General features: G+C 69.6%; 15 protein-coding genes and 1 pseudogene. 12 read left to right on the forward strand and 4 right to left on the reverse strand.

What is annotated here, in order from left to right; genetic code table 11:
- Window positions 1-290 precede the first annotated feature (290 nt).
- Window positions 291-653, reverse strand: a complete 363-nt coding sequence (locus ACFY0O_RS25765) for a hypothetical protein (RefSeq protein WP_388950531.1) — start codon at window positions 651-653, stop codon at window positions 291-293.
- A 529-nt stretch (window positions 654-1182) separates the two neighbouring features.
- Between ACFY0O_RS25765 and ACFY0O_RS25770 the strand changes: the two genes are divergently transcribed.
- The 6 genes from ACFY0O_RS25770 to ACFY0O_RS25795 all read left to right on the forward strand — a co-directional run bounded on the left by ACFY0O_RS25770 (window position 1183) and on the right by ACFY0O_RS25795 (window position 8134).
- A complete protein-coding gene (locus ACFY0O_RS25770; protein ID WP_388950534.1) occupies window positions 1183-1917 on the forward strand; it encodes a hypothetical protein in 735 nt (244 codons plus the stop codon).
- Window positions 1918-2262: 345 nt separating this feature from the next.
- Window positions 2263-2817 (forward strand): nitroreductase family deazaflavin-dependent oxidoreductase, encoded by a 555-nt coding sequence (locus ACFY0O_RS25775; RefSeq protein ID WP_388950537.1) that lies wholly within the window; start codon window positions 2263-2265, stop codon window positions 2815-2817.
- A 334-nt stretch (window positions 2818-3151) separates the two neighbouring features.
- Window positions 3152-4417 carry a cytochrome P450 gene (locus ACFY0O_RS25780; protein WP_388950540.1) on the forward strand — a complete coding sequence of 422 codons (1266 nt, stop codon included), beginning with the start codon at window positions 3152-3154 and terminating at the stop codon, window positions 4415-4417.
- A 1096-nt stretch (window positions 4418-5513) separates the two neighbouring features.
- Entirely contained in the window at window positions 5514-5828 is a 315-nt protein-coding gene (locus tag ACFY0O_RS25785; RefSeq protein ID WP_388950542.1) for an acyl carrier protein, read from the forward strand.
- Window positions 5829-5888: 60 nt separating this feature from the next.
- A complete protein-coding gene (locus ACFY0O_RS25790; protein ID WP_388950543.1) occupies window positions 5889-6908 on the forward strand; it encodes an acyl-ACP desaturase in 1020 nt (339 codons plus the stop codon).
- Window positions 6905-8134 carry a beta-ketoacyl-[acyl-carrier-protein] synthase family protein gene (locus ACFY0O_RS25795; protein ID WP_388950546.1) on the forward strand — a complete coding sequence of 410 codons (1230 nt, stop codon included), beginning with the start codon at window positions 6905-6907 and terminating at the stop codon, window positions 8132-8134. Before ACFY0O_RS25790 ends, ACFY0O_RS25795 begins: the two co-directional genes overlap by 4 nt.
- An 83-nt stretch (window positions 8135-8217) precedes the next feature.
- On the opposite strand, the gene ACFY0O_RS25800 is transcribed toward ACFY0O_RS25795, so the two are convergent.
- Together ACFY0O_RS25800 and ACFY0O_RS25805 are read right to left on the reverse strand one after the other, a co-directional pair.
- Entirely contained in the window at window positions 8218-10062 is a 1845-nt protein-coding gene (locus tag ACFY0O_RS25800; RefSeq protein WP_388950548.1) for an acyl-CoA dehydrogenase, read from the reverse strand.
- A gap of 132 nt (window positions 10063-10194) precedes the next feature.
- On the reverse strand, window positions 10195-10812 hold the full coding sequence (locus ACFY0O_RS25805; RefSeq protein WP_388950551.1) for a hypothetical protein: 618 nt from the start codon (window positions 10810-10812) through the stop codon (window positions 10195-10197).
- Between the two features lie 277 nt (window positions 10813-11089).
- Between ACFY0O_RS25805 and ACFY0O_RS25810 the strand changes: the two genes are divergently transcribed.
- From ACFY0O_RS25810 to ACFY0O_RS25835, 6 genes are all read left to right on the forward strand, one after another.
- Entirely contained in the window at window positions 11090-12115 is a 1026-nt protein-coding gene (locus ACFY0O_RS25810) for a 3-oxoacyl-ACP synthase III family protein (RefSeq protein ID WP_388950554.1), read from the forward strand.
- 51 nt (window positions 12116-12166) lie between these two features.
- Window positions 12167-13105: an SDR family NAD(P)-dependent oxidoreductase gene (locus ACFY0O_RS25815; RefSeq protein ID WP_388950556.1), complete on the forward strand. Its 939-nt coding sequence runs from the start codon at window positions 12167-12169 to the stop codon at window positions 13103-13105.
- 503 nt (window positions 13106-13608) lie between these two features.
- Window positions 13609-14808, forward strand: coding sequence for a polyprenyl synthetase family protein (locus tag ACFY0O_RS25820; RefSeq protein WP_388950559.1), 1200 nt, complete (start codon window positions 13609-13611; stop codon window positions 14806-14808).
- A 5-nt stretch (window positions 14809-14813) separates the two neighbouring features.
- Window positions 14814-15713 (forward strand): terpene synthase family protein, encoded by a 900-nt coding sequence (locus tag ACFY0O_RS25825; RefSeq protein ID WP_388950562.1) that lies wholly within the window; start codon window positions 14814-14816, stop codon window positions 15711-15713.
- Window positions 15710-17074, forward strand: coding sequence for a cytochrome P450 (locus ACFY0O_RS25830; protein ID WP_388950565.1), 1365 nt, complete (start codon window positions 15710-15712; stop codon window positions 17072-17074). Before ACFY0O_RS25825 ends, ACFY0O_RS25830 begins: the two co-directional genes overlap by 4 nt.
- Window positions 17075-17298: 224 nt before the next feature.
- Entirely contained in the window at window positions 17299-17796 is a 498-nt protein-coding gene (locus tag ACFY0O_RS25835; protein WP_388950567.1) for an SRPBCC family protein, read from the forward strand.
- Between the two features lie 472 nt (window positions 17797-18268).
- Here ACFY0O_RS25835 and ACFY0O_RS25840 read toward each other — a convergent pair.
- Window positions 18269-18871 (reverse strand): annotated as a pseudogene (locus ACFY0O_RS25840) (helicase associated domain-containing protein); the annotation flags it as partial.
- Window positions 18872-18910: the final 39 nt, after the last annotated feature.

Raw genomic sequence — 18910 nt, forward strand, 5'->3', positions numbered from 1 at the left:
ACCGTCGGGCGCCGGGACCGTGCAGCCGGTACCGGGCTTCTTGTTAGCGGGTACGAGATCAGAAGCGGCCACTTAGCGCCTTCAGCCCTGGTCAAGGAGCCGTGTGGGAAGCGTCAGAGCTTTGAAGGGCGGTGACCCCGCGAGGTTTCCTGCGGTTCGCGCGAGAGGGCATGGTCCGTGGCGCGAAACAGTGTTCGTCCGCCTCAGCCGTTTGTCACCGAAGCCGGACTGATCGCCGGTGCCCCGGCCCGGCCCCGGCGCGGGGCGGACCGGGGCACCGGCGGGGCAGATCAGGTCCCGAGGTATTCCAGGAGCCAGCTGATCGGCACGTCGTCCGCCGAGTCCGCGGGTCCCATCTTCATGCGGCCGATGAGGACCTTCTGGGTTCCGGCGGGGAGCTTCTCGCCGAGGCGGTTGCCGTTGTCTGGGACGTTGCGGGGTGACACGCCGCCCCAGCTTCCGTTGGCGTAGATGCTCACGCCGAGCTTGGTGTCCGCCCAGGCGCAGCCGAAGCTGAGCCAGGTGTCGCCCCAGGGGCCGGCGTTGGGCGGGGGCACGGTCAGGATGATCGTGTGCTTGTAGTGAATGAGCGCGCCGGTCTCGGTGAACGCGAAACCGTGCGGGATCTGGTCGAGCTGGAAGCTGTTGGACACCAGTACTCCTTGCTCAGCAGGGGAGCGACACATCACACGGTATGAACAGGCAAGCCCGCTTTGTCACTTGCCAGGGTCAAACCCCCGGTTTGAGCGGACCTGAAGCACACCGGACAGCTTTCCCTGCGTCGGTGTGCCTCCTCCTGCCAACTGGTCCCCGATGCGATGCCACGACACGAGCCCGCCGAAGCCGGGGTCACCAGCGCGGCCCTGACCGGGGCCGGTGCCGCTGGTCTGCCAGAGCGGCGACGTAGCACCGCGGCAGCTCTCCGCGATCTCGGCGGCCGAACGCGCGAGAGACGCGCTCTGTCGCCAGGCCGAGCGATCAGCCGGTGACTCCTGCCGGCTGGGCGAGGGCTCAGCACCTGTTCCGTGGTTCGGGGGTCCTGCGGCCCCGCGAGCCGTGGTCAAGCAGCCGGCGATCGCGGTGGCCTCGTTCGGGTGACATGCCCTGGTCGCTGTGATGCCCCCAGGAGCTGGAGAGCGGCATTGGGCCACGAGCGGGTGGCGGGCGCGTGTCTTACGTCGGGTGACGATGAGAGAGGACGCTTTCGTGACCTTGGCCGCGTCCCAGAGGGTTGGGCAGGGTATCCGCGTGATCTTTCAGTTGTACGGGGAGTGGGCCGAGTGCTCGCCAGCGCCGGCGACTTACGAGGCAGCGGCTCGCTCTGGTTGTCAGACGTTCGCCGACCGGCGCAAGGAGTACTTCCTCTCCGGGGGCAGGAACTGTGAGCGGTCGATGGCGAACAAGGGACTGGTCCTCTACATCCATGTCCCCGACGCGCTCGGAGACGAGATCCGGCCCAACGGCGCCACCCTCGACCACGTGGTGCGGGCGCAGCGCGAGAAGGGCGTCCGGAGGGCCTGGAGCGACGGGTTCATCACGGCCCCAGAACCGGTTCTTCGTGAGGCGCTGGAGGCGTTTTGGTCGATAAAGAACCCGGACTACGAAATCGTTCCGGCCCAGTGGCGGGAGGGGATGAGGCGGGCGAAGCCGCCTTCCATCGAGAACCTCTCCGGTCTGATCGACTACAGCCGGTGCCGGCAGTCAGGGCCGGTGCTGGTCGTCGAGGAGGACAGCTGGCGGTTCGAGGACCCGGCCGACCGCGGCGAGGAGTTGCCGTTCCTCGTGGCGTTGAGCGACCCGCACTACTACTGCCTGCCCCTGACCGGCCCGTACGGCTCCTGGGGCGTGCTCCCTGAACAGAGGAAGCACCTGGCCGCAGCGCATGTCACGCCAGAGCGCCTGGCGTGGCGCTGGTAGATGGTCCGCCACGGGCGCGCGTCGGCGAACCGCAGGGCGTCCGCAGCGCCGCATCGTGATGCCGATGCCGATGCCGATGCCGCTGACGAGCCGGTGGCTAGTCGCGTTGGCTGCTGTGTAACCCTCACATGATTGGTGGAGAGCTACGTGATGAACACTCCGCGCGCTGGTGGAGTCCCGCGTCCGGCGTGCCACTGGGCACGCTTGCTGGCTACCGGTACGCGCAGTGTCATTCAGGGCGCCGCCCGGGTGGCCGGGCAGCGTGCCGGCGCCCCGCCCCGTTCTGCAGGCGCCCCGGCCCCCGCAGCCGTGCCGGGCGGGCGTCCGAGGTGGCCTACGACGTCCGTGGACAACCGGCTTTTCCGGGTGCTGAACAGGATCGGGTTTACCCGTGGGGTGAGTGCGGTGATGCGGGCGGTGATGGTTCCCGTGGACACCGCGCTCCAGATGCGAAGCGCGGGGCGTCTGAGTGTCGGCCGGCCCATGGGTGTTCCGTCCCTGTTGCTGACCACGGTCGGCTGCCGCTCTGGACAGCTCAGGCCCACGCCGCTGTTCTACGTCGGACACGACGGTGGTTTCGCGGTCGTCGGCTCCAACTTCGGCCAGGGACGCCATCCCGACTGGACGGCCAACCTCCTCAAGACGGCCGATGCCTTCGTTGCTACCGAGGGCCGTCGCATGCCGGTCAAGGCGCGGCTGGTAACGGGGACCGAACGCGAAGAGGTGTGGCGCAAGATTTTGGAGCTGTCGAGCGGCTACCAGACCTACAACGACCGCTCCGGCCGAGACCTGCGGATCTTTCATCTGCAGCCCATTCCACCGCAGGGCTTTCCCCAGGGTGCACGTGTGACCGTGGTGGAGACCACGCGTCGGCCCGACGATCGGACCGCTGGCCACTGATCGCGAGGCGAGGGGGCGAGCAGCTTGCCGCCGTGCCGGAATGTCCGGCCGGCTGTGCCGGGCCTGAGTCGGGATCGGCTCCTGACCTGCGGGGCGGGTTGTCGTCCCCGCAGTGGTGACCTCGCGCGCCGTGAGGCGTTGGGAGGGCATGGTGATGGAGCGGGCGGGAACCGATGCAGGCGACGGCGCTATTGCTGTGGCGGGGCACGTGGATGCAGGGCGGTGTCCGGTGCCTGCACCGGACGCGGCTGTGATCGGACGGGAGGTCCCTCTGGCGCCCGGGTACCACCGGGGACTGGGGCATCTTCCGCTGCTCAGGGGTGGCCTTCTGCCCATGCTGGCGGAACTGGGCGGGGCCGGACCGGTGGTGAGGGTGCGGATCGGGCGGGGCGGCAGGTATGTGGTCAACGACGGGGCGCTGGCGCAGGAAATCCTCGCCGACCGGAATCAGGCTTTCGCGAAAGACCGGATGATCCGCGGTTTTCGCCCCATCACCGGTGATGGGCTGAGCACACTGGAGGGGGCGGAGCACCGTGAGCACCGCCGGATCGTGACTCCCGCCTTCAGCCGTGCCTCCCTCGCCTCAACCACCCCGTTGATCTCTCAGGTCACCGCCGACTTCGCCGGCCGCTGGACACCCGGCGCAGCACTCGAAGTCGACCGCGAGATGCTCAAACTCGGCGCCGACATCATCATCCGCTGCCTCTTCAGGTCCGTGGCGGATGCGGACACCATGTCCTGGCTGTCCACCAAGGTCTCCGCCCTGTCGAAGGGTGTCCTGCTGCGGATGGTGATGCCTGCCTGGTGCCCGCCGCTGCCGACCCCGGAAAGCATCGCGCGCCGCAGGGCGACCCACCGTCTGCGTGAAGTGATGGATGCCCTGCCCGCGCGCCACACCCCAGCCGCAGACAGCGACGACGTGTTGAGCCTTCTGCAGGCCGCCGCCTGCCCCGTCCAGGGCGAGCGTGGCCTCACGCGTAAGGCTGTCATCGATGAACTGATCACTTTCCTGGCCGCGGGCAGTGAGACCACCGGCATGATGCTTGCCTGGGCCTGGCACGAACTGGCCCGCAACCGCGAACTGGAGCAAGCCGTCCAGTGCGAAGCCGATGCCGTCTTCCATAGCGGCCGCCCCCTGCCGGAGAAGATCCTCGACCACCTCCCTGTGGCCAGTCAGGTCGTCACCGAGGTCCTGCGCATGTACCCCCTCCCGGTGGTGCCCCGCAACACCCTGCGCGAGGTCACCGTGGGCGGCTTCCACCTCCCGCAAGGTGCGGAGGTCATCCTCAACCTCTACGGCATCCACCGCGACCCCGCCCTCTACACCCGGCCCCACACCTTCGACCCCCACCGCTGGGCAGCCGATGCCGCGCCCGCCAACGCGCGCAACGCCTACCTCCCCTACGGAGCCGGCGCACACCGCTGTATCGCCGCCCCGTTTGTCGCCGTCGGCGGCCCCATTGCCCTGGCCGCCCTTGCCGCGCGTTTCCAACTGCGCCCGGCCGACGCTCACCGCCCCGTACGCGCTGTGCCGGGTGTGGTCACCCGCCCGAGCCGTATCCGCATGACCGCGACACTGCGTACCGGCGCCCGCGCCTAGGCCGCTTATATGGATCACTCCGGGGAGCGGAACGGCGGCCGCCATGGTCTCTGAAGCAACGCTCACCAGTCCCGCGAATGACACCGCGAACGACCTCATCGCATGCCTGTGCTGCTTCCAGCGAACGCTGGAGAGGCGGGCAAACTGCGAGCTCTGCCCAGAGTGCGGCCGGGAGGACGACGGGCAGGACGAGGATGCCGAGGCGGGTCCGACGGTCGGCTGAGCCTGGCGCAGGGACTATCCGGAGGAAGCAACCGAGGGACGCGATGAGTCCATGACACGCGGCGGTGAGGGGCGGTGGTTGGCGCGCAACCGCTCACCGTCCGTGCCACCGGCTCAAGACGCGCGAGGGGGGCCGCTGGTGCCCCGTTCTGAGGCTGCCCGGGCTACCTCGATGCGGCGCCGACAATTGGGCTCAATACGCCGCCAACGGCGGGCAGGTCGTCCGCCAGATAGCAGGTGACATCGCCGAGCGAACCGGCGATCGGGATTCCATGGAGGGTCTCGCAGACGTTTAGACGCGACAACCCCCCGATCCCCAGGGCGGTTGGATCTGTCACCCCCGGGAGTGGTGCGGCGCTGGCGGGTGTGGCCAGGGCCCCGAGGAGAGCGGCGGTCCCGAGGGCGAGGGCGGTAAGTGCCCGGCTGGTGTTGTTCATGCCCCGCCAACGATCTTCATCCTGTCGGAGACACGCCCGGCTCACGGACATCGCCCCGTGCGAGCCCCGACCGGGCCTGTGGGGCGCACGCGCTGGACGACGCTCCGTGCAGGCCTGCCCAACGACGCGTCAGGGGGTGCGTGCGCGGTCGCTTACCTGGGACGGCGTCGTAGGCCAACCTGGCAAGATCCGAAAGAGACGGCCTGATGCTCTCGTGGATCAAGGTCGCACCCGGATGACGTCGGCTGCGACGACCGGGCTGCTTCGCAGGGAGTACGTCGGCGTGTCATCGGCCCACGGAGAGCGGGAGTCGTTGTGGGCGGAACCCGAACCGGAAGGGGCGCCCCGGGGGATGGGCTGAGCAGTGACTTTCCGGGCCGTGTGCGGTTGACAGACCGGAACGACCTCCGTGAGGCCAAAGGGAGAGAGCTGTGACGGTGAACGTAGTTCAGGACTTTGACGAGGCTGCCCTCGCTGGCCTGGTGCACGAGTACTTCGGCGTGCCGCGCGAGCAGCTGCACGCGGCTGCCACGCTCGACGCACTCGGTCTGGACTCGTTGGCGCTCATGGAACTGATGGTGGTCCTCGAGGACCGCAGCGGCATCGAGCTCCTGGACCAGCTGCAGGACCTTTCCCTCGCGAGCACCCTGCGCGAGGCGGCACGGGTCATCAAGACCGCAGCATGCGCAGCCGGGAGCCCCAGCGCTACGCCCGGGGAGCAGGACCTGCCCACCCCGCGCGACGGCGGCTGAGGATCCGGCGCCCGCGTCACCGCACACGCCGGATCAGGAGAAGGGCACCGCACCACCGTCATGAATGACCACCGCATCACCGCGCCGCCGACGCGTGGGCACGCCGGCCTGCTGCGCGAGCTCGAACCGGCCGTCGCCCGCCACCTCGACCGGCACTTGGAGGCTGCGACGGAGTGGTTTCCCCACCAGTACGTGCCCTGGAGCGAGGCCCGGGACTTCGAGGGCCCCCTCGGGGGCGAGCCCTGGCATGCCGGCCAGTCACCGCTGGCGCCCGCCGTGCGCGACGCGATGCTGGTCAACCTCCTCACCGAGGACAACCTGCCCAGCTACCACCACGAGATCGCCTCCTGCTTCGGCCGCGACACTGCATGGGGAACGTGGGTCCACCGCTGGACTGCGGAGGAGGGCCGCCACGCCGAGGCACTGCGGGCTTACCTTCACGCGGTCCGCGGCGTAGACCCCCTCCAGCTGGAGCGGGCCCGCATGGTGCACGTCAGTACCGGCTACCGCAGCACCCAGCCCAGCCTCGCCCACGGTCTGGCCTATGTCACCGTCCAGGAGCTCGCCACCCGCGAGGCGCACCGCAACGCCGGCCAGGCCTGCGGGGAACAGCACGGCGCACGGCTGATGAGCCGCATCGCTGCGGACGAGAACCTCCACATGATCTTCTACCGGGCGCTGTGCGCCGACCTCCTCGAACTGGCCCCCGACGACTTCACCGCCGCGTTCGCCGATGTCGTCTGCGACTTCCGCATGCCCGGGCACGGCATTCCCGGATTCGAGGGCAGAGCCGCCCGGATCGCGGCAGCCGGCATCTACGACCTCGCCATCCACCACCAGCACGTGCTGCTCCCGCTGCTGCGGACTCTGCGCGTCATGGAGCGCACCGGCCTGAACGCACGGGGCGAGGAGGCCCGAGACCGTATCGGCCGGCACCTGGAGGCTTTGGGTGAAAAGACACGACGCCTTCAGGAGCTGAGGGACCGCATGCGGCAGCGAGCCCGGCCGGGCAGGGGGCAGGCGGGGCTCGTCCAGAGCACCGGCGGGGACAGCGACAGCCGAGAGGGAGTGCGCCGGTGACCGGACGCGGGGAAGTGGCCGTCACGGGGTTGGGCTTGGTCACACCGGCCGGGCAGGACGCGGAGAGCATCTGGAAGACGATGGCAGCCGGCCGCTCCCTGGCCCGCAAAGACCCGGACCTGGCTGGCCTGCCCGTAGATATCGCCTGCAGTGTTCAGGACCTCGACCCGGTATCCGAGCTCGGAATCCGCCTTGCCAGCCGTCTCGACCGGTTCGCACACCTGGGACTGATCGCCGCCCGCCGCGCCCTGAACGACGCGCGCCTCAGCCTCCCCGGATGCCGCCCGGAACGAGTTGGGGTGGTCCTCGGGGTCGGATCGAACAGCCTGCAGACCTACGTCAAGGAGTTCACCCGCCTCGGCGAGGGCAGGGCGACGAGCCTGTCACCGCTGGGGCTGCCGCGCAGCGTGCCGAACATGGTGGCCGGGGAGATCGCCATCGATACCGGCGCCTGCGGCCCGAACTTCACCGTCTCCAGCGCCTGCGCCTCCGGCGCCACCGCCATCGGCGTCGCCCGGGACCTGCTCCTTGCCAGCGCCTGCGACATCGTCTTGACCGGCGGCAGCGAATCGGCACGCTCGCGCATGACCGCTGCCAGCTTCGCCCAGATGCGGGCCCTGTCCACCCGCACCGAGCCCCCCGAGCTCGCCTGCCGCCCCTTCGACACCGACCGTGACGGCTTCGTCCTCGGCGAAGGCGCTGCCGTCCTCGTCCTCGAACACCCCGACCACGCACGCGCCCGAGGCGCGACGGTGCGTGCCTGGCTGCGCGGCTACGGCGCATCCGCGGACGCCCACCACCCCACTTCACCCCACCCTCAGGGGGCAGGGGCCGAGCAGGCGATCCGGCAGGCCCTGACCGACGCGGGCTGCACCCCGGGCGATGTCGGGCACGTCAACGCCCACGGCACCGCTACCCGTGCCGGCGATGCGGCCGAAGCCCTGGCCCTCCTACGCGTCTTCAATGGTGCCCCGCCCCCGGTGACCGCATCGAAGAGCATCATTGGGCACGCTCTGGGCGCCGCGGGAGCGATCGAGGCGGCGTTGACGGTTCTGGCTCTGGAACGCCAGGAGGTCCCTCCGACGGCCAACCTCGTCCAGCAGGACACCGGACGCGAGATGGACATCGTTACCGTCCGCCCCCGACCGGTGAACGCGGATCTTGCGCTGTCCACGTCCTGCGGTTTCGGGGGACAGAACGCGGCACTCGTTCTCGCCGCCCCCTGACCCGGCCCCGGGGCGAGCACAGATCCGCCCCGGCCCGTGCGGCCGGGGCGGTGAAGGCAGAGCACCAACCTCGCGGGTTCGCGTCACGGCGTAGACGGAGCCTGCCGGTGCCAGGGCCCCTCAGGGTCGTCGTAGGCCGCGATGTAGTCGGAGGCGGCCAGGGGCATGCCCTCGAAGAACTCCTCCGGTACGGCGAACGCCTCCACCAGCGCCTCGGCCTGCGGCGCCAGCTCCGCCACCAGCCGCTCGGCCAGGACCGGCAGTTCATCGACCTGCTCACCGCTCAGCAGGCCATGGCGCAGCAGGTCTCCACTGTGGTCGGCGACCGCGCGCAGCACGAACAGCAGGTGCACCGACGCCAGCAGCTCCCGGCCCGCACCAGCGGGCATCGCTGCCACAGCGTCCGCGAGCGCCTTGGCGGCGTGACGGCGCGCGTACAGGTCGGCGGCACGCATCGCCGGCCCCGTCGCATGGTTGCGCCGCGCCAGCGCCTGGGCAGGAGCGCTGCGCCTGGCCTCGCGGGCCCGGTCCAGCCAGATCCGCTCCGCCGCGGCGAGCAGCTCGTGCAGGAACCCGGCATCGGCCAGACCGCGCCCGCCAGGGTTCACGGGCGGGTGACCACAGCGGTGACGCAGGAGAAGTTCGGCTGCGGCCTGGGCCATGATGGCCTGGTTGTCGCCCTCGGCGGTGATCGCAGCCTCGACAGCCATGAGCTGCGCGACCATGCCGTTGTGGACCAGCAGCCCCTGGGCTCCGCAGCGCTCGCGCATCTGCGCGCCGACCTCGCGCCCCTGCCAGGTGATCCACGCCTTGGCCACGGACACGAACAGCGCGGCTTCCGCCCCATCGCCGGTGCCTCGCCGGCTCCAGCGGCGGGCCGCTTCCCGGTAGAGCATGTTCATCGCGTACACCGTCGTGATCGCCTCGATGAGCGGCCCGTGATGGCTGCGCAGCGCGAACACCGGCATCCTGGAAGAATCGCTCAGCCGGCTGATGTGCCGGTTGTGGCCGTAGCGGACGGCCATCAGCAGCCCGGCGCGGGCCGCGCCGACCGTGCTGGCGCTCAGACAGATCCGGCCGGTCATGACCCGGTCGATGGATGCCATGAAGCGGTTGCGCCGCTCGGGCACCTTGCTGACGAACACCCCGTCCCCTGTGATCCGTCCGTGCCCGCCGCCCAGCATCGCCTCCCGCGGCACCCGCACCCCGTCGAACGAGGTCAGGCAGTGGTCGTGCGGACTGCCCAGCCGCGCCGGCAGCCGCCGCACCCGCACCCCCGGCAGCACACCCGCCCCATCGGTCAGCAGCACCAGAAACAGGAAAACACCCTGATCCGCGCCGTCCACGATCAGCCGGGCGCCGACCAAACCGGCCTTGGGGCCCCCGGCAGGGCTGGTGTTGGAGATGAACTTCTGCGCCCCCGCGTTCGGAGTGTGGAGGGTGAAGGTGTCGCTGGTCCGGTCGTAGACGGCGGTCGTCTCCAAAGCGGCCGCGTCGTTGCCGTGGGCCACCTCGGTCAAAAGGAAGGTGCCCAACTGCCGCATCGAGGTGTAAGGAGCCAAGTCCGCCGGTTCGCCGGCGTGGTGCGCGGCGAGGCTACCCAGGAAGAGGTTGTAGTGGATGGTGGTCAGGGCCGTCAGGGTGGGGTCGACGAAGCACAACCACTCGTGCAGGCACGCCAGCCGCACCGGATCGCCCACCAGCTCCAGAGGCTCGGTGATCGCACCCCCAAGAAGCCGCAGCCGGTCATACACCCACCCCAGATGTTCCTCGGCTGACTGACCTGAAGGCCGACGGAATGGCGCAGTCGACAGCAGCCGGCGCCACGGCTCGTGCAGGACCTCCTTCTCGCTCTCCGTGCCGAACAACACGCACTGAAGATCCCCGACCGCCCCTGCGGCAGGCATCACATCCGCCATCGCACTCATGCCCGCCCAACGAAGCCGCGGCCCCCCCGGACACGCCCGGTCATGACTCACCGCGCCGAAAGCCCAGCTCCCGCGTGATCGGGCTGGTCTGGCTGCGGAGACCCGCAGCCAGACCAGCTTCGCGACGAGCGGTCAGGGCGTGGGGAACTTGCTGAACGGGTTGGTGATCTCTGCCTGGCCGGTGAAGAAGAACAGCGGCTCACCCTCCGCCGTCGGACTGGCACCGAAAGCCTTGGTGAAGGCCGTGTTCGCGGCATCGGTGAGGGTGACCGGGTTGTCCTTGATGCTCACCGACGTCGGAGTGAAGGAGACCCTGCTCACGGAGAGAGGCCAGTGAATGAAGTCGACGTTGGTGGCCGCTTCATCGTCCACCGCGACATCCGCGGTGTTGTTGCCCTCACCGATCCGGGCGTGACCGATCGAGTTGGTGATGTCGAGGCGGTGCCCCGCACCGGAGAACCGCATGCCTCCTTCGAGAGGGACTTCGCCACCGCTCAGGTCGCGTGCCAGCGTGCCTGCTCCCGGCATGCTCAAGCAGGTGCCGTCAACCGTCGCCGGTGCGATGGCTTCGAGCGTGACGCCCTGGACCGCCAGAGTGCGGACCGCTTCGGGCGAGAGACAGTAAGTGCCCGTCCCGCGCAGGCTGAGGTCGGCGGCGATGGCACCGGCCTGGACAGCCGCGACACCGACGGCGACCACCGCCGCGGTCGAAAGGACAGCAAGACGCTTCTTGGAACCTGGAAATTTCACGCCTCACGTAACGACAGACCAGCCCAAACGGAGCGCAGCGCCGCTGGTGATCACCCAGATGCAGCCTGTCTGTCAGCCATTGGACGCACCTGGAGGAACAGCACGGAGGGAGACCGGTGAACGAGTCGCCCAATCAGCCGAACCGCAGTGCCCGCCCTCAGGCCCGGCAGCCGCCGAGTGGCGGCCGGACACCGGACGGGAATGGCTCAATCGTTCGGCATGCACCCCAGGGTGAACGCATCATGATCAAGCCCTCACGCTTCGCTACGTTGGCACGGTGTCCACCCCCACACGCGCACGCCTGATGGCTACAGCGGTCCACCTGCCTGCCCAGTACCGCACCATGGAGCAGACCCGCGCACAGATCGCCGCCGCCGGCAGCCCCGTGGTTCCCCCACGCGGTCTCGTGGAACGCTTCACGGGCGTGCGCGGCGTCCACGTCAGAGACGAGGGCCAGCAAGCATCCGACCTGGCAGCCCAAGCCGCGGCCAAAGCCCTCGCCACGGCCGGGACGGACATCAGCGACGTCGACCTGCTGCTGTTCGCCTCCTCGTGCCAGGACCTCCTCGAGCCCGCCACCGCCCACATCGTCGCAGCCAAACTCGGCGCCTCCTGCCCGGTCTTCGACGTGAAGAACGCCTGCAACAGCGTCCTGAACGCACTCCAGGTCGCCCGCGCCCTCATCGAAACGGGCCACCACCGCACGATCCTCATCACCTGCGGCGAAACCCCCACCCTCGGCACCCGCTGGCATCTGCCGGACGTGCGCACCCTGCACAGTGCTGCCGTGGGCTACACCGTCAGCGACGCCGGGGCCGCGATGCTCCTGACCGCGGGACCGGCCGGCGAGGCGGACCCGGGCATCCTCACCTCCCGCTTCAGCGCAGAATCCGCTGCATGGGAGGTCTGCACCGTCCGAGCCGGCGGCTCGATGAACTGGCGGCCCGGCGACGACGAGCCCACGTACGTACAGATGCAGGGCGACATGGCGGCGGCAGGCCGTCAGCACGCCACACGCGCTCTGACCGGCTACCAGTCCGAATTCGAGCTGGTCAGGTCCAGCGCGTTCATCGCCATTCACCAGATCTCAGTCGCCCAGTTCTATGAGGCTGTCACCGCCCTCGACCTGCCGCCAGAGCGGTGCATGCTCACGGTCGCCGACCACGGCAACGCCGCCTCGGCCTCCCTGCCTCTGCAACTGGCCCTGGCGCAGGAGAGCGGCCGCGTCGGACCGGGGGACGTGGTGGCCATGATCGGCTTCGCCAGCGGTTTCAGCGCCGGCCTCACGATCATCCGCCTCTGAACCACGGCAGACCAGGCCGGGATACAGAATCCGACTGATCGAGGAGGCGCTATGACTGCCAGCGTGCTGGTGACCGGCGCCGGAAACGGTATCGGCCAGGCCACTGCCCTCCGCCTGGCCCACGCCGGATACAAGGTGTTCGCCACCGCTCGCACCCGGGACGAAGCCGACAGGCTCTCAACGCGGGCCAAGGAAGAAGGCCTCGATCTACGGGCGACAGCGCTGGACGTATCCGACCCGCACGCTTGCGAGGCGACATTCGCCGACATCGCCGACCTCACAGACGGCGGCCCCGACGCAGTCGTCAACGCGGACGGATTCGCCGTCGCACGGGCCGTGGAGGACGTCACCGAGGAGACAGCGCACCGCCTCATGGAGATCAACACCTTTGCCGCAGTGCGCATCGCACGGTTGGCGCTGCCCGCGATGCGCCGCCGAGGCCGGGGCCGGATCGTCAACCTCTCCTCAGCCGCCGGGCGCTCCGTGCTGCCGCTGGGCGGATGGTACGGCGCCAGCAGGGCCGCGTCAGCCGCCCTGACCCACGCACTACGCATGGAACTGGCCGGCTCCGGCGTACAGATCGTGCTGGTCGAGCACGGCTTCCATGCGACGGGTCTGCTGGAGGACGCGATCCGCTCCCTCACACCACCAAGCGGTATCTCAACGGGCTTCACCGACTGCTACCGGAACGCCGCTGCGGCCCTGAGCGACTCAACGCGGTTCGGCAGCCCAGAACCGGCCGCCGCCATCGTGCACCGGGCCCTGGCTGCCCGCCGGCCCAGAGCCCGCTACACCGTGGGGATGGACGCCCGTATCGCCGCCCCTCTGATCGCCTCCCTCCCGTACGCGATCAGTGACCCAATCAAGCGGCTGGTGCTGGGCCTCTCGGGGCCGCAGGCTGCTTCACGATTGATGAGCACGCTGGGCGGGCTTCCCCACCTTCCACAGAGAAAACCCGGCCGGCAGCCAGAGGCGCAGGAGCGCTCCTGAGCTGATCACCCCACCGATCTGGTATGCCCCCGCCTTCATCGTGCCGCCATGTTCAGGCGGCGCCCGAGGCGCGAGCCTGGGCAGCGCGGACGGCCAGTTGACGCATGCCCTGGGGGCGCAACTGCCGCTGCGCCGGACGCTGGGGGGGGATCGCCTCGCCAGTCAGCTCCCTCGCGCGTGAATGACTGGCACGCCGAGGCTTTTCCTCGCAGACAGAGGCCGCCCCAGCCACTCGGCGGTGCTTTCAGCCGGGGTCTGATCCTGGTGCGCCCCTGTGCGCCTGTCCTCGCGCCTGCCGGTCTGTGCAGCCTGCCGGTATTACTCGGTCGGAAAGCCGATCTCCGTGTTGCCGCAGACCAGAGCCGAGGACACCTCTTGAGTAACGGTCCATCCCCCGCTGCCCCGCCGCGTAACACCTGCCTCTTCCCGCTGAGCACACCCGGTGTCCCGGTGTGGACGTGAGTGCCCCCACAGCATGGGAGCCGCTACCGGATGCCGTGGGCGTGGCCGCCTTCCGGGTGCGTGTCGAGGCGGTTCTGCATGATTTCCTCGACGGCAGGGCCCGGGCGGCAGCCGCCGATGGCATGCCCGCCGTGGTCGTGGAGACGGTGAGGGCATTCTTCGCAGCGGGCGGGAAGCGTCTGCGGCCCCTGGTGTGCGTGGCGGGCTGGTACGCGGCCAGCGGCCGGGGCGACACCGCATCGCTGGTGAGGGCTGCGGCGGCTCTGGAAATGCTCCACGCGTTCGCCCTCGTCCACGACGACGTGATGGACGACTCCGCCACCCGCCGCGGCCGGCCCACCGTCCACCGCGCCCTCACTACCCGCCACGACGGCGGCCGCACCGCGGCCGCAGCCGCACGGATCGGTGCCGGCGCGGCCATCCTCATCGGCGACCTGGCTCTGTCCTGGTCGGACGAGCTCCTGCGCACCGCGGGCCTCACCGACCGCCAGCTGCGCACGCTCTGGCCGCTCATCGGTGAAATGCGGGAGGAGGTCATGTACGGGCAGTACCTCGACCTGACCTCCACCGGCCGCCCCAGCGCCGACGTCGAGCAGGCCATGAGGACCGTCCGCTACAAGACGGCCAAGTACACGCTCGAGCGGCCCCTGCACATCGGCGCCGTCCTCGCGGGAGCCGGCCCGCGGCTGCTCGACGAACTCAGTGCCTTCGCGCTTCCCATAGGGGAGGCGTTCCAACTGCGCGATGACCTCCTCAATGTCTACGGGGATCCCTCTTTGACCGGCAAGCCCTGCCTGGATGACCTGCGGGAGGGCAAGCACACCGTCCTCGTCGCCTGTGCACTTCGCAACGCCGACCCCGAGCAGCAGGCCGCCTTGCGCACCCTGCTCGGCACCCCGGACCTCACGGCCGGGCAGGCCGGCCGTCTGCGCCGGCTGCTGAGCGAGACCGGGGCCCGCCGGCAGGTCGAGGACCTTAATCACCACCCGCCTGGAGAGCGCCGAGCAGGCACTTGCCCGCAGCTCCCTTGCGCCCGACGCGGCCGACGTCCTGCGCAACCTCGCCGACTTCGCCACCCGCCGCGCCACCTGACCACGTCCCGCACAGCCCCATGCCGGTGCCCGCCCCGCGATGAAAGGCAGATGTCCCCGTGCCACGCGAGAACCTGTTCTTATGCCCCATCCCTTACGCGATCAGCCCGGATACCGAGAAGGCCCGCGAGCACACCGTGGAATGGGTAGGGCGGGTGGGTCTGGTCCCCACGGCCGAGGCCCGGGCTGTCATGGACACCCACCGGCTCGACCTGTGGCAGGGGGCGGTCTGGTCATCCGCCACCGGCGAGGACCTGGATCTCCTCAACGACTGGGGCGTGTGGGCGGCCCTGGCCGACGACGTCCTGGAGGTACGGGACCCCGAACTCATCCGCACCACCGTCGCCGAACTCGACGACGTTCTCGACCCCGCCCATCCCGGCCGGCTCCGGGACACCCCGCACCCATTGGCCGCCTCCCTCGCCGACCTGTGGCGCCGCACCGAAGCCTGCGGCATGGGCCAGGTGTGGACACGCCGTACAGCCGACCGGCTGAGCCGCTGGTTCGACACCTACCTGCGGGATGCCGGATACCGGCGCGACGGCTTCTGGCCGACGCTGGAGCACTACCTCGACAACCGGGAGTGGTCCTCCGCGGCCCCGCCGTTCATCTGCCACGACGACATCCCCCACCGCTGCCAGATCAGCGAAGACATCGTCATAGCCAGCGGCTTCCACGCCATGCGCCGCGCGACCACCGAGCACGTCAGCCTCGTCAACGACGTCTACGGCTGCGATCGGGACGCCTCCTGGGGCGACCACCTCAACGCCGTCCTCCTCATCGAGCACCACTGGGGCCTCAGCCGCCAGGAGGCGAGCGCCTACGTCGTGAAACTGGCGGACCAGCGCATGCGCTACTTCCTCTTCCTCGAGCGTTCCGTGCCCGAGTTCTGCGCCGACCTGAACCTGAACGGCACACAGCGCGAATGCGTCGACCACATGGTCGAGGGGATGCGCGGATGGATCCGCGGCAACCTCGAATTCCACCTCGTCTCCGCCCGCTACGACCAGCTGCCACCCAAGGCAGAACGCCACCACGCGGACTGGGACGCATGAACACCACCCCCGCCCCCACCCCGCCATGGCCCCGGCTGCGCTTCGCCGATGCCCCCGGCGCCCTCCCCGGTATCGGCCACGGCCTCGCCGCTCTGAAGGACCCGCTCGGCTTCCTGACCGGCCTGGCCGCCCACGGAGACCTCGTCCTCATCCGAGTGGGCACCTGGCGGGCTTACGTGGCGTGCCACCCCGAGGTCGCCTACCGGGTCCTGCAGGACGACCGCACTTATGACAAGGGCGGCCGGATCATCGACAAGGCCAGCACGTTCGGCGGCACTGGCATCCTCATGTGCCCCCACGTCGAGCACCGCAGACGGCGCCGGATCGTCCAGCCGGCCTTCGACCGCCGGCACCTGCGCCAGTACGCCGCGGTCATGAGCCGCCACATCGACCGCATCACGAACAACTGGCAGAACGACCAGCCCATCACCCCGCTGCACGAGGCATCCTCGATCACCGCGAGCGTGGCCGCCGAGACGTTCTTCGGGGAAACGCTCACCACCGCAGAGATCGCAGAAATGAAACAGTCGGTCACCACGGTCTTCGCCGACGCCTACCGGCAGGTCGTCTCACCCGCCCCCCTGCTCAGACTGCCGACCAAGCGGAACAGCCGGTACGAGCACGCCCGGCGGCACCTGCGGACGACCGTGCAGAAGATCATCACCACCTACCGTGATCGCGGTGCGGACGGCAGCGACCTCCTCGCGCACATCCTCGAAGAACGCAACGAGACAGACGGCGGCCTCACCGACGACGAGGCCTACAACGAGATCCTGGGTCTCCTGCTGGCCGGAGTGGAAACTACCGCCAACCTCATCGCCTGGGCCTGCCTGATGCTCGCCCAGAACCCCCACATCCAAAACGAGGTAGCCGCCGAGACCCGCGAGGTCCTGGACGGCCGCGCCGCCACCTGGGAGGACTTGTCACACCTGCAGGTCACCACACGCGTCATCAACGAAACCCTGCGCATGTATCCGCCGGCCTGGGTATCGAGCCGGATCGTGCGTCACGACAGCGACCTGGTCCCCGGGCACACCGTGCCCGCCGGATCAACCGTCCTTTACAGCCCCTACCTCCTCCACCATCGCTCCGACCTCTACGAAGAACCCGCCCTCTTCAACCCCGACCGGTGGCTTGACCCCCGCACCCCCCAGCGTGCCCGCGACGGGTTCATTCCCTTCGCCGCCGGCGGCCGGCAGTGCATCGGCAACGACTTCGGCTTTTCCCAAGCCACCCTCACCCTGGCAACCATCACCGACCGATGGCACCTCGACCCACCGCCCGCCCACCCCACCCCCCGCGTTCACCTCACCCTCAGCCCCCCACCCACATCCGTGCGGGCCAACCGACGGCTCCGCTGAACCCCGTCCGCGCACGCCCGACGGTCACCCGTGGCTGGACAGGACGTTCTCGGCCGACGGGGGCAGCACCGAGCATTGCCCGCCCAGATATCGCCGATCCCGCCCGGATCCTCAACAGTGCCCGGAACGACCGCCCCGGCCTCCCCGCATACCGTCGTGCCGTCTGGCCAGCACAGATGATCACCGGCGCCGCAGTGTCGTCACCGTCAACAGGAGAACCTTCGATGGCGAAACTAGAACCTCAGGACCTGTCGTTCGCGGAGTCTGCTCCGTTTCGGGCAGACGCGTCGATCACGTGCCCCACTTCGGCGAGGGCCGTGTTCGACGTACTGAAAGACCACCGCCGCTGGGTGGATTGGGTCGGCACCGGCGTCACATCGGTGGAACCGACCTCCACACCGGAGGAGGGCGTCGGCTCCACCAGAACCCTTACCTTCCTCCACGTCGCGAAGGTCGAGGAAAGGTTCATCGCGTGGGAGGAACCCACATTATGGGCGTTCACTGGCACCAGCTTCCGGCCGGGAATCCTCTCAAAGCTGGTCGATCGGTTTCAGATCGAGCCCCTGGACGGGGAGAACTGCCGCATCACCTACCGCATGGGAGCCGACTTCCCACCGCTGCTGCGGCCCTTCGCGCGAATCCTCATCAGACAGTTCGCACGAGCAGCGAACACCGCACTCAAGCGGGTCCGCAGCGAGGCCATCCGACGCCAGAGCCAGTAGAGCGGCCGAAATCCCCAGGAGCCGGGTCCGGAAGCCAGCGACTGGGCCGAGGTTCTGCGGGCGCAATGGGCCGTGACCCACCCCCCAGCCCCGCGCCCACCGCTCGCTCTACCCGGCCGGCTGGAACGACTGGCCCGCAGCCTTTCCCACGCCTCAAGAGGATCGATCTGCATGTACATGGTGGGACGCTATCCAACAGCTGGTGGCGTAGGAGGGCGTTCCCCCGGCAGCCGAATTGCCCAGCGACTGCAACGCACACGCTCGGCGGTGCAACACCGACGTTGCAACACGTCCGCACGTTGCACCTCTGACCTGCGCGAACACCGGGCAACGGGCGGTCTGGGCGCTCGCGTTGCAGTACGCGTTGCACTGCCGTCCGGTGTCAGGAGGCAAGACGAAGGCCCCGGGGGGCACGACGCCCCGGGGCCTCCACTTCGCTGACCTCCCGCTCAACGACGAGCCGGGCAGCCTGTCACGCCCAGTCGACGCCAGCTTCGCGAGTGCGGCGAGTTGTTCGGCGGTGAGCTTGTCGGGTCGGCTCTTGGTGTTGGAGACCCACACACCCAGCTTCACGACGATCGGCTCCGCCTCGCCCTCGACCGTGATCTCCTCCCCGTGGGCCCTGGGGACGGGCCGGTGGGCGCCTTCCCGCTCTACCCACTGTGCGGAGGGCTGCCAGGCCCCGCTGGAACGCCTGCTGCGCTTTGCTCGGCCCCTTTGCCCCGCGGCTGTCCGCAGGGACGGGCGCGGGCGCCTCGTCGGGCTGCACGCCCAGCGCGGTCAGCCGTGCCTGCTGCTCGGGCAGCAGCCGCGCCCAGGTGGCCGGCTGCTTCTGCTGCTGGAGCCACCGTCCGATGTCGTCGCCGTCCAGCAGCACGCCCGGGGCGATGTCGGGCAGCTGCCCGTCGGCGTCGACCAGGTCCGCGAGCACGCGAGACTGCCGCTGCCAGTCCAGGGGCCAGGGGCAGTTCCAGTCCTTGTCGATCGCGGCGAGCTGCGCGGCCCGGGTCGTGGCGGTGTCCTCGTCCTTCCCCAGCCCGTTCTTGACGCCCTTGCGCCGGAGGTTGGCCATGTGCGCGGAGCACCTGGCGGCCGCCGGCCCGAGGGGTGCGGT

The organism is Streptomyces sp. NPDC001594, assembly GCF_042893675.1.
Lineage (GTDB): Bacteria > Actinomycetota > Actinomycetes > Streptomycetales > Streptomycetaceae > Streptomyces.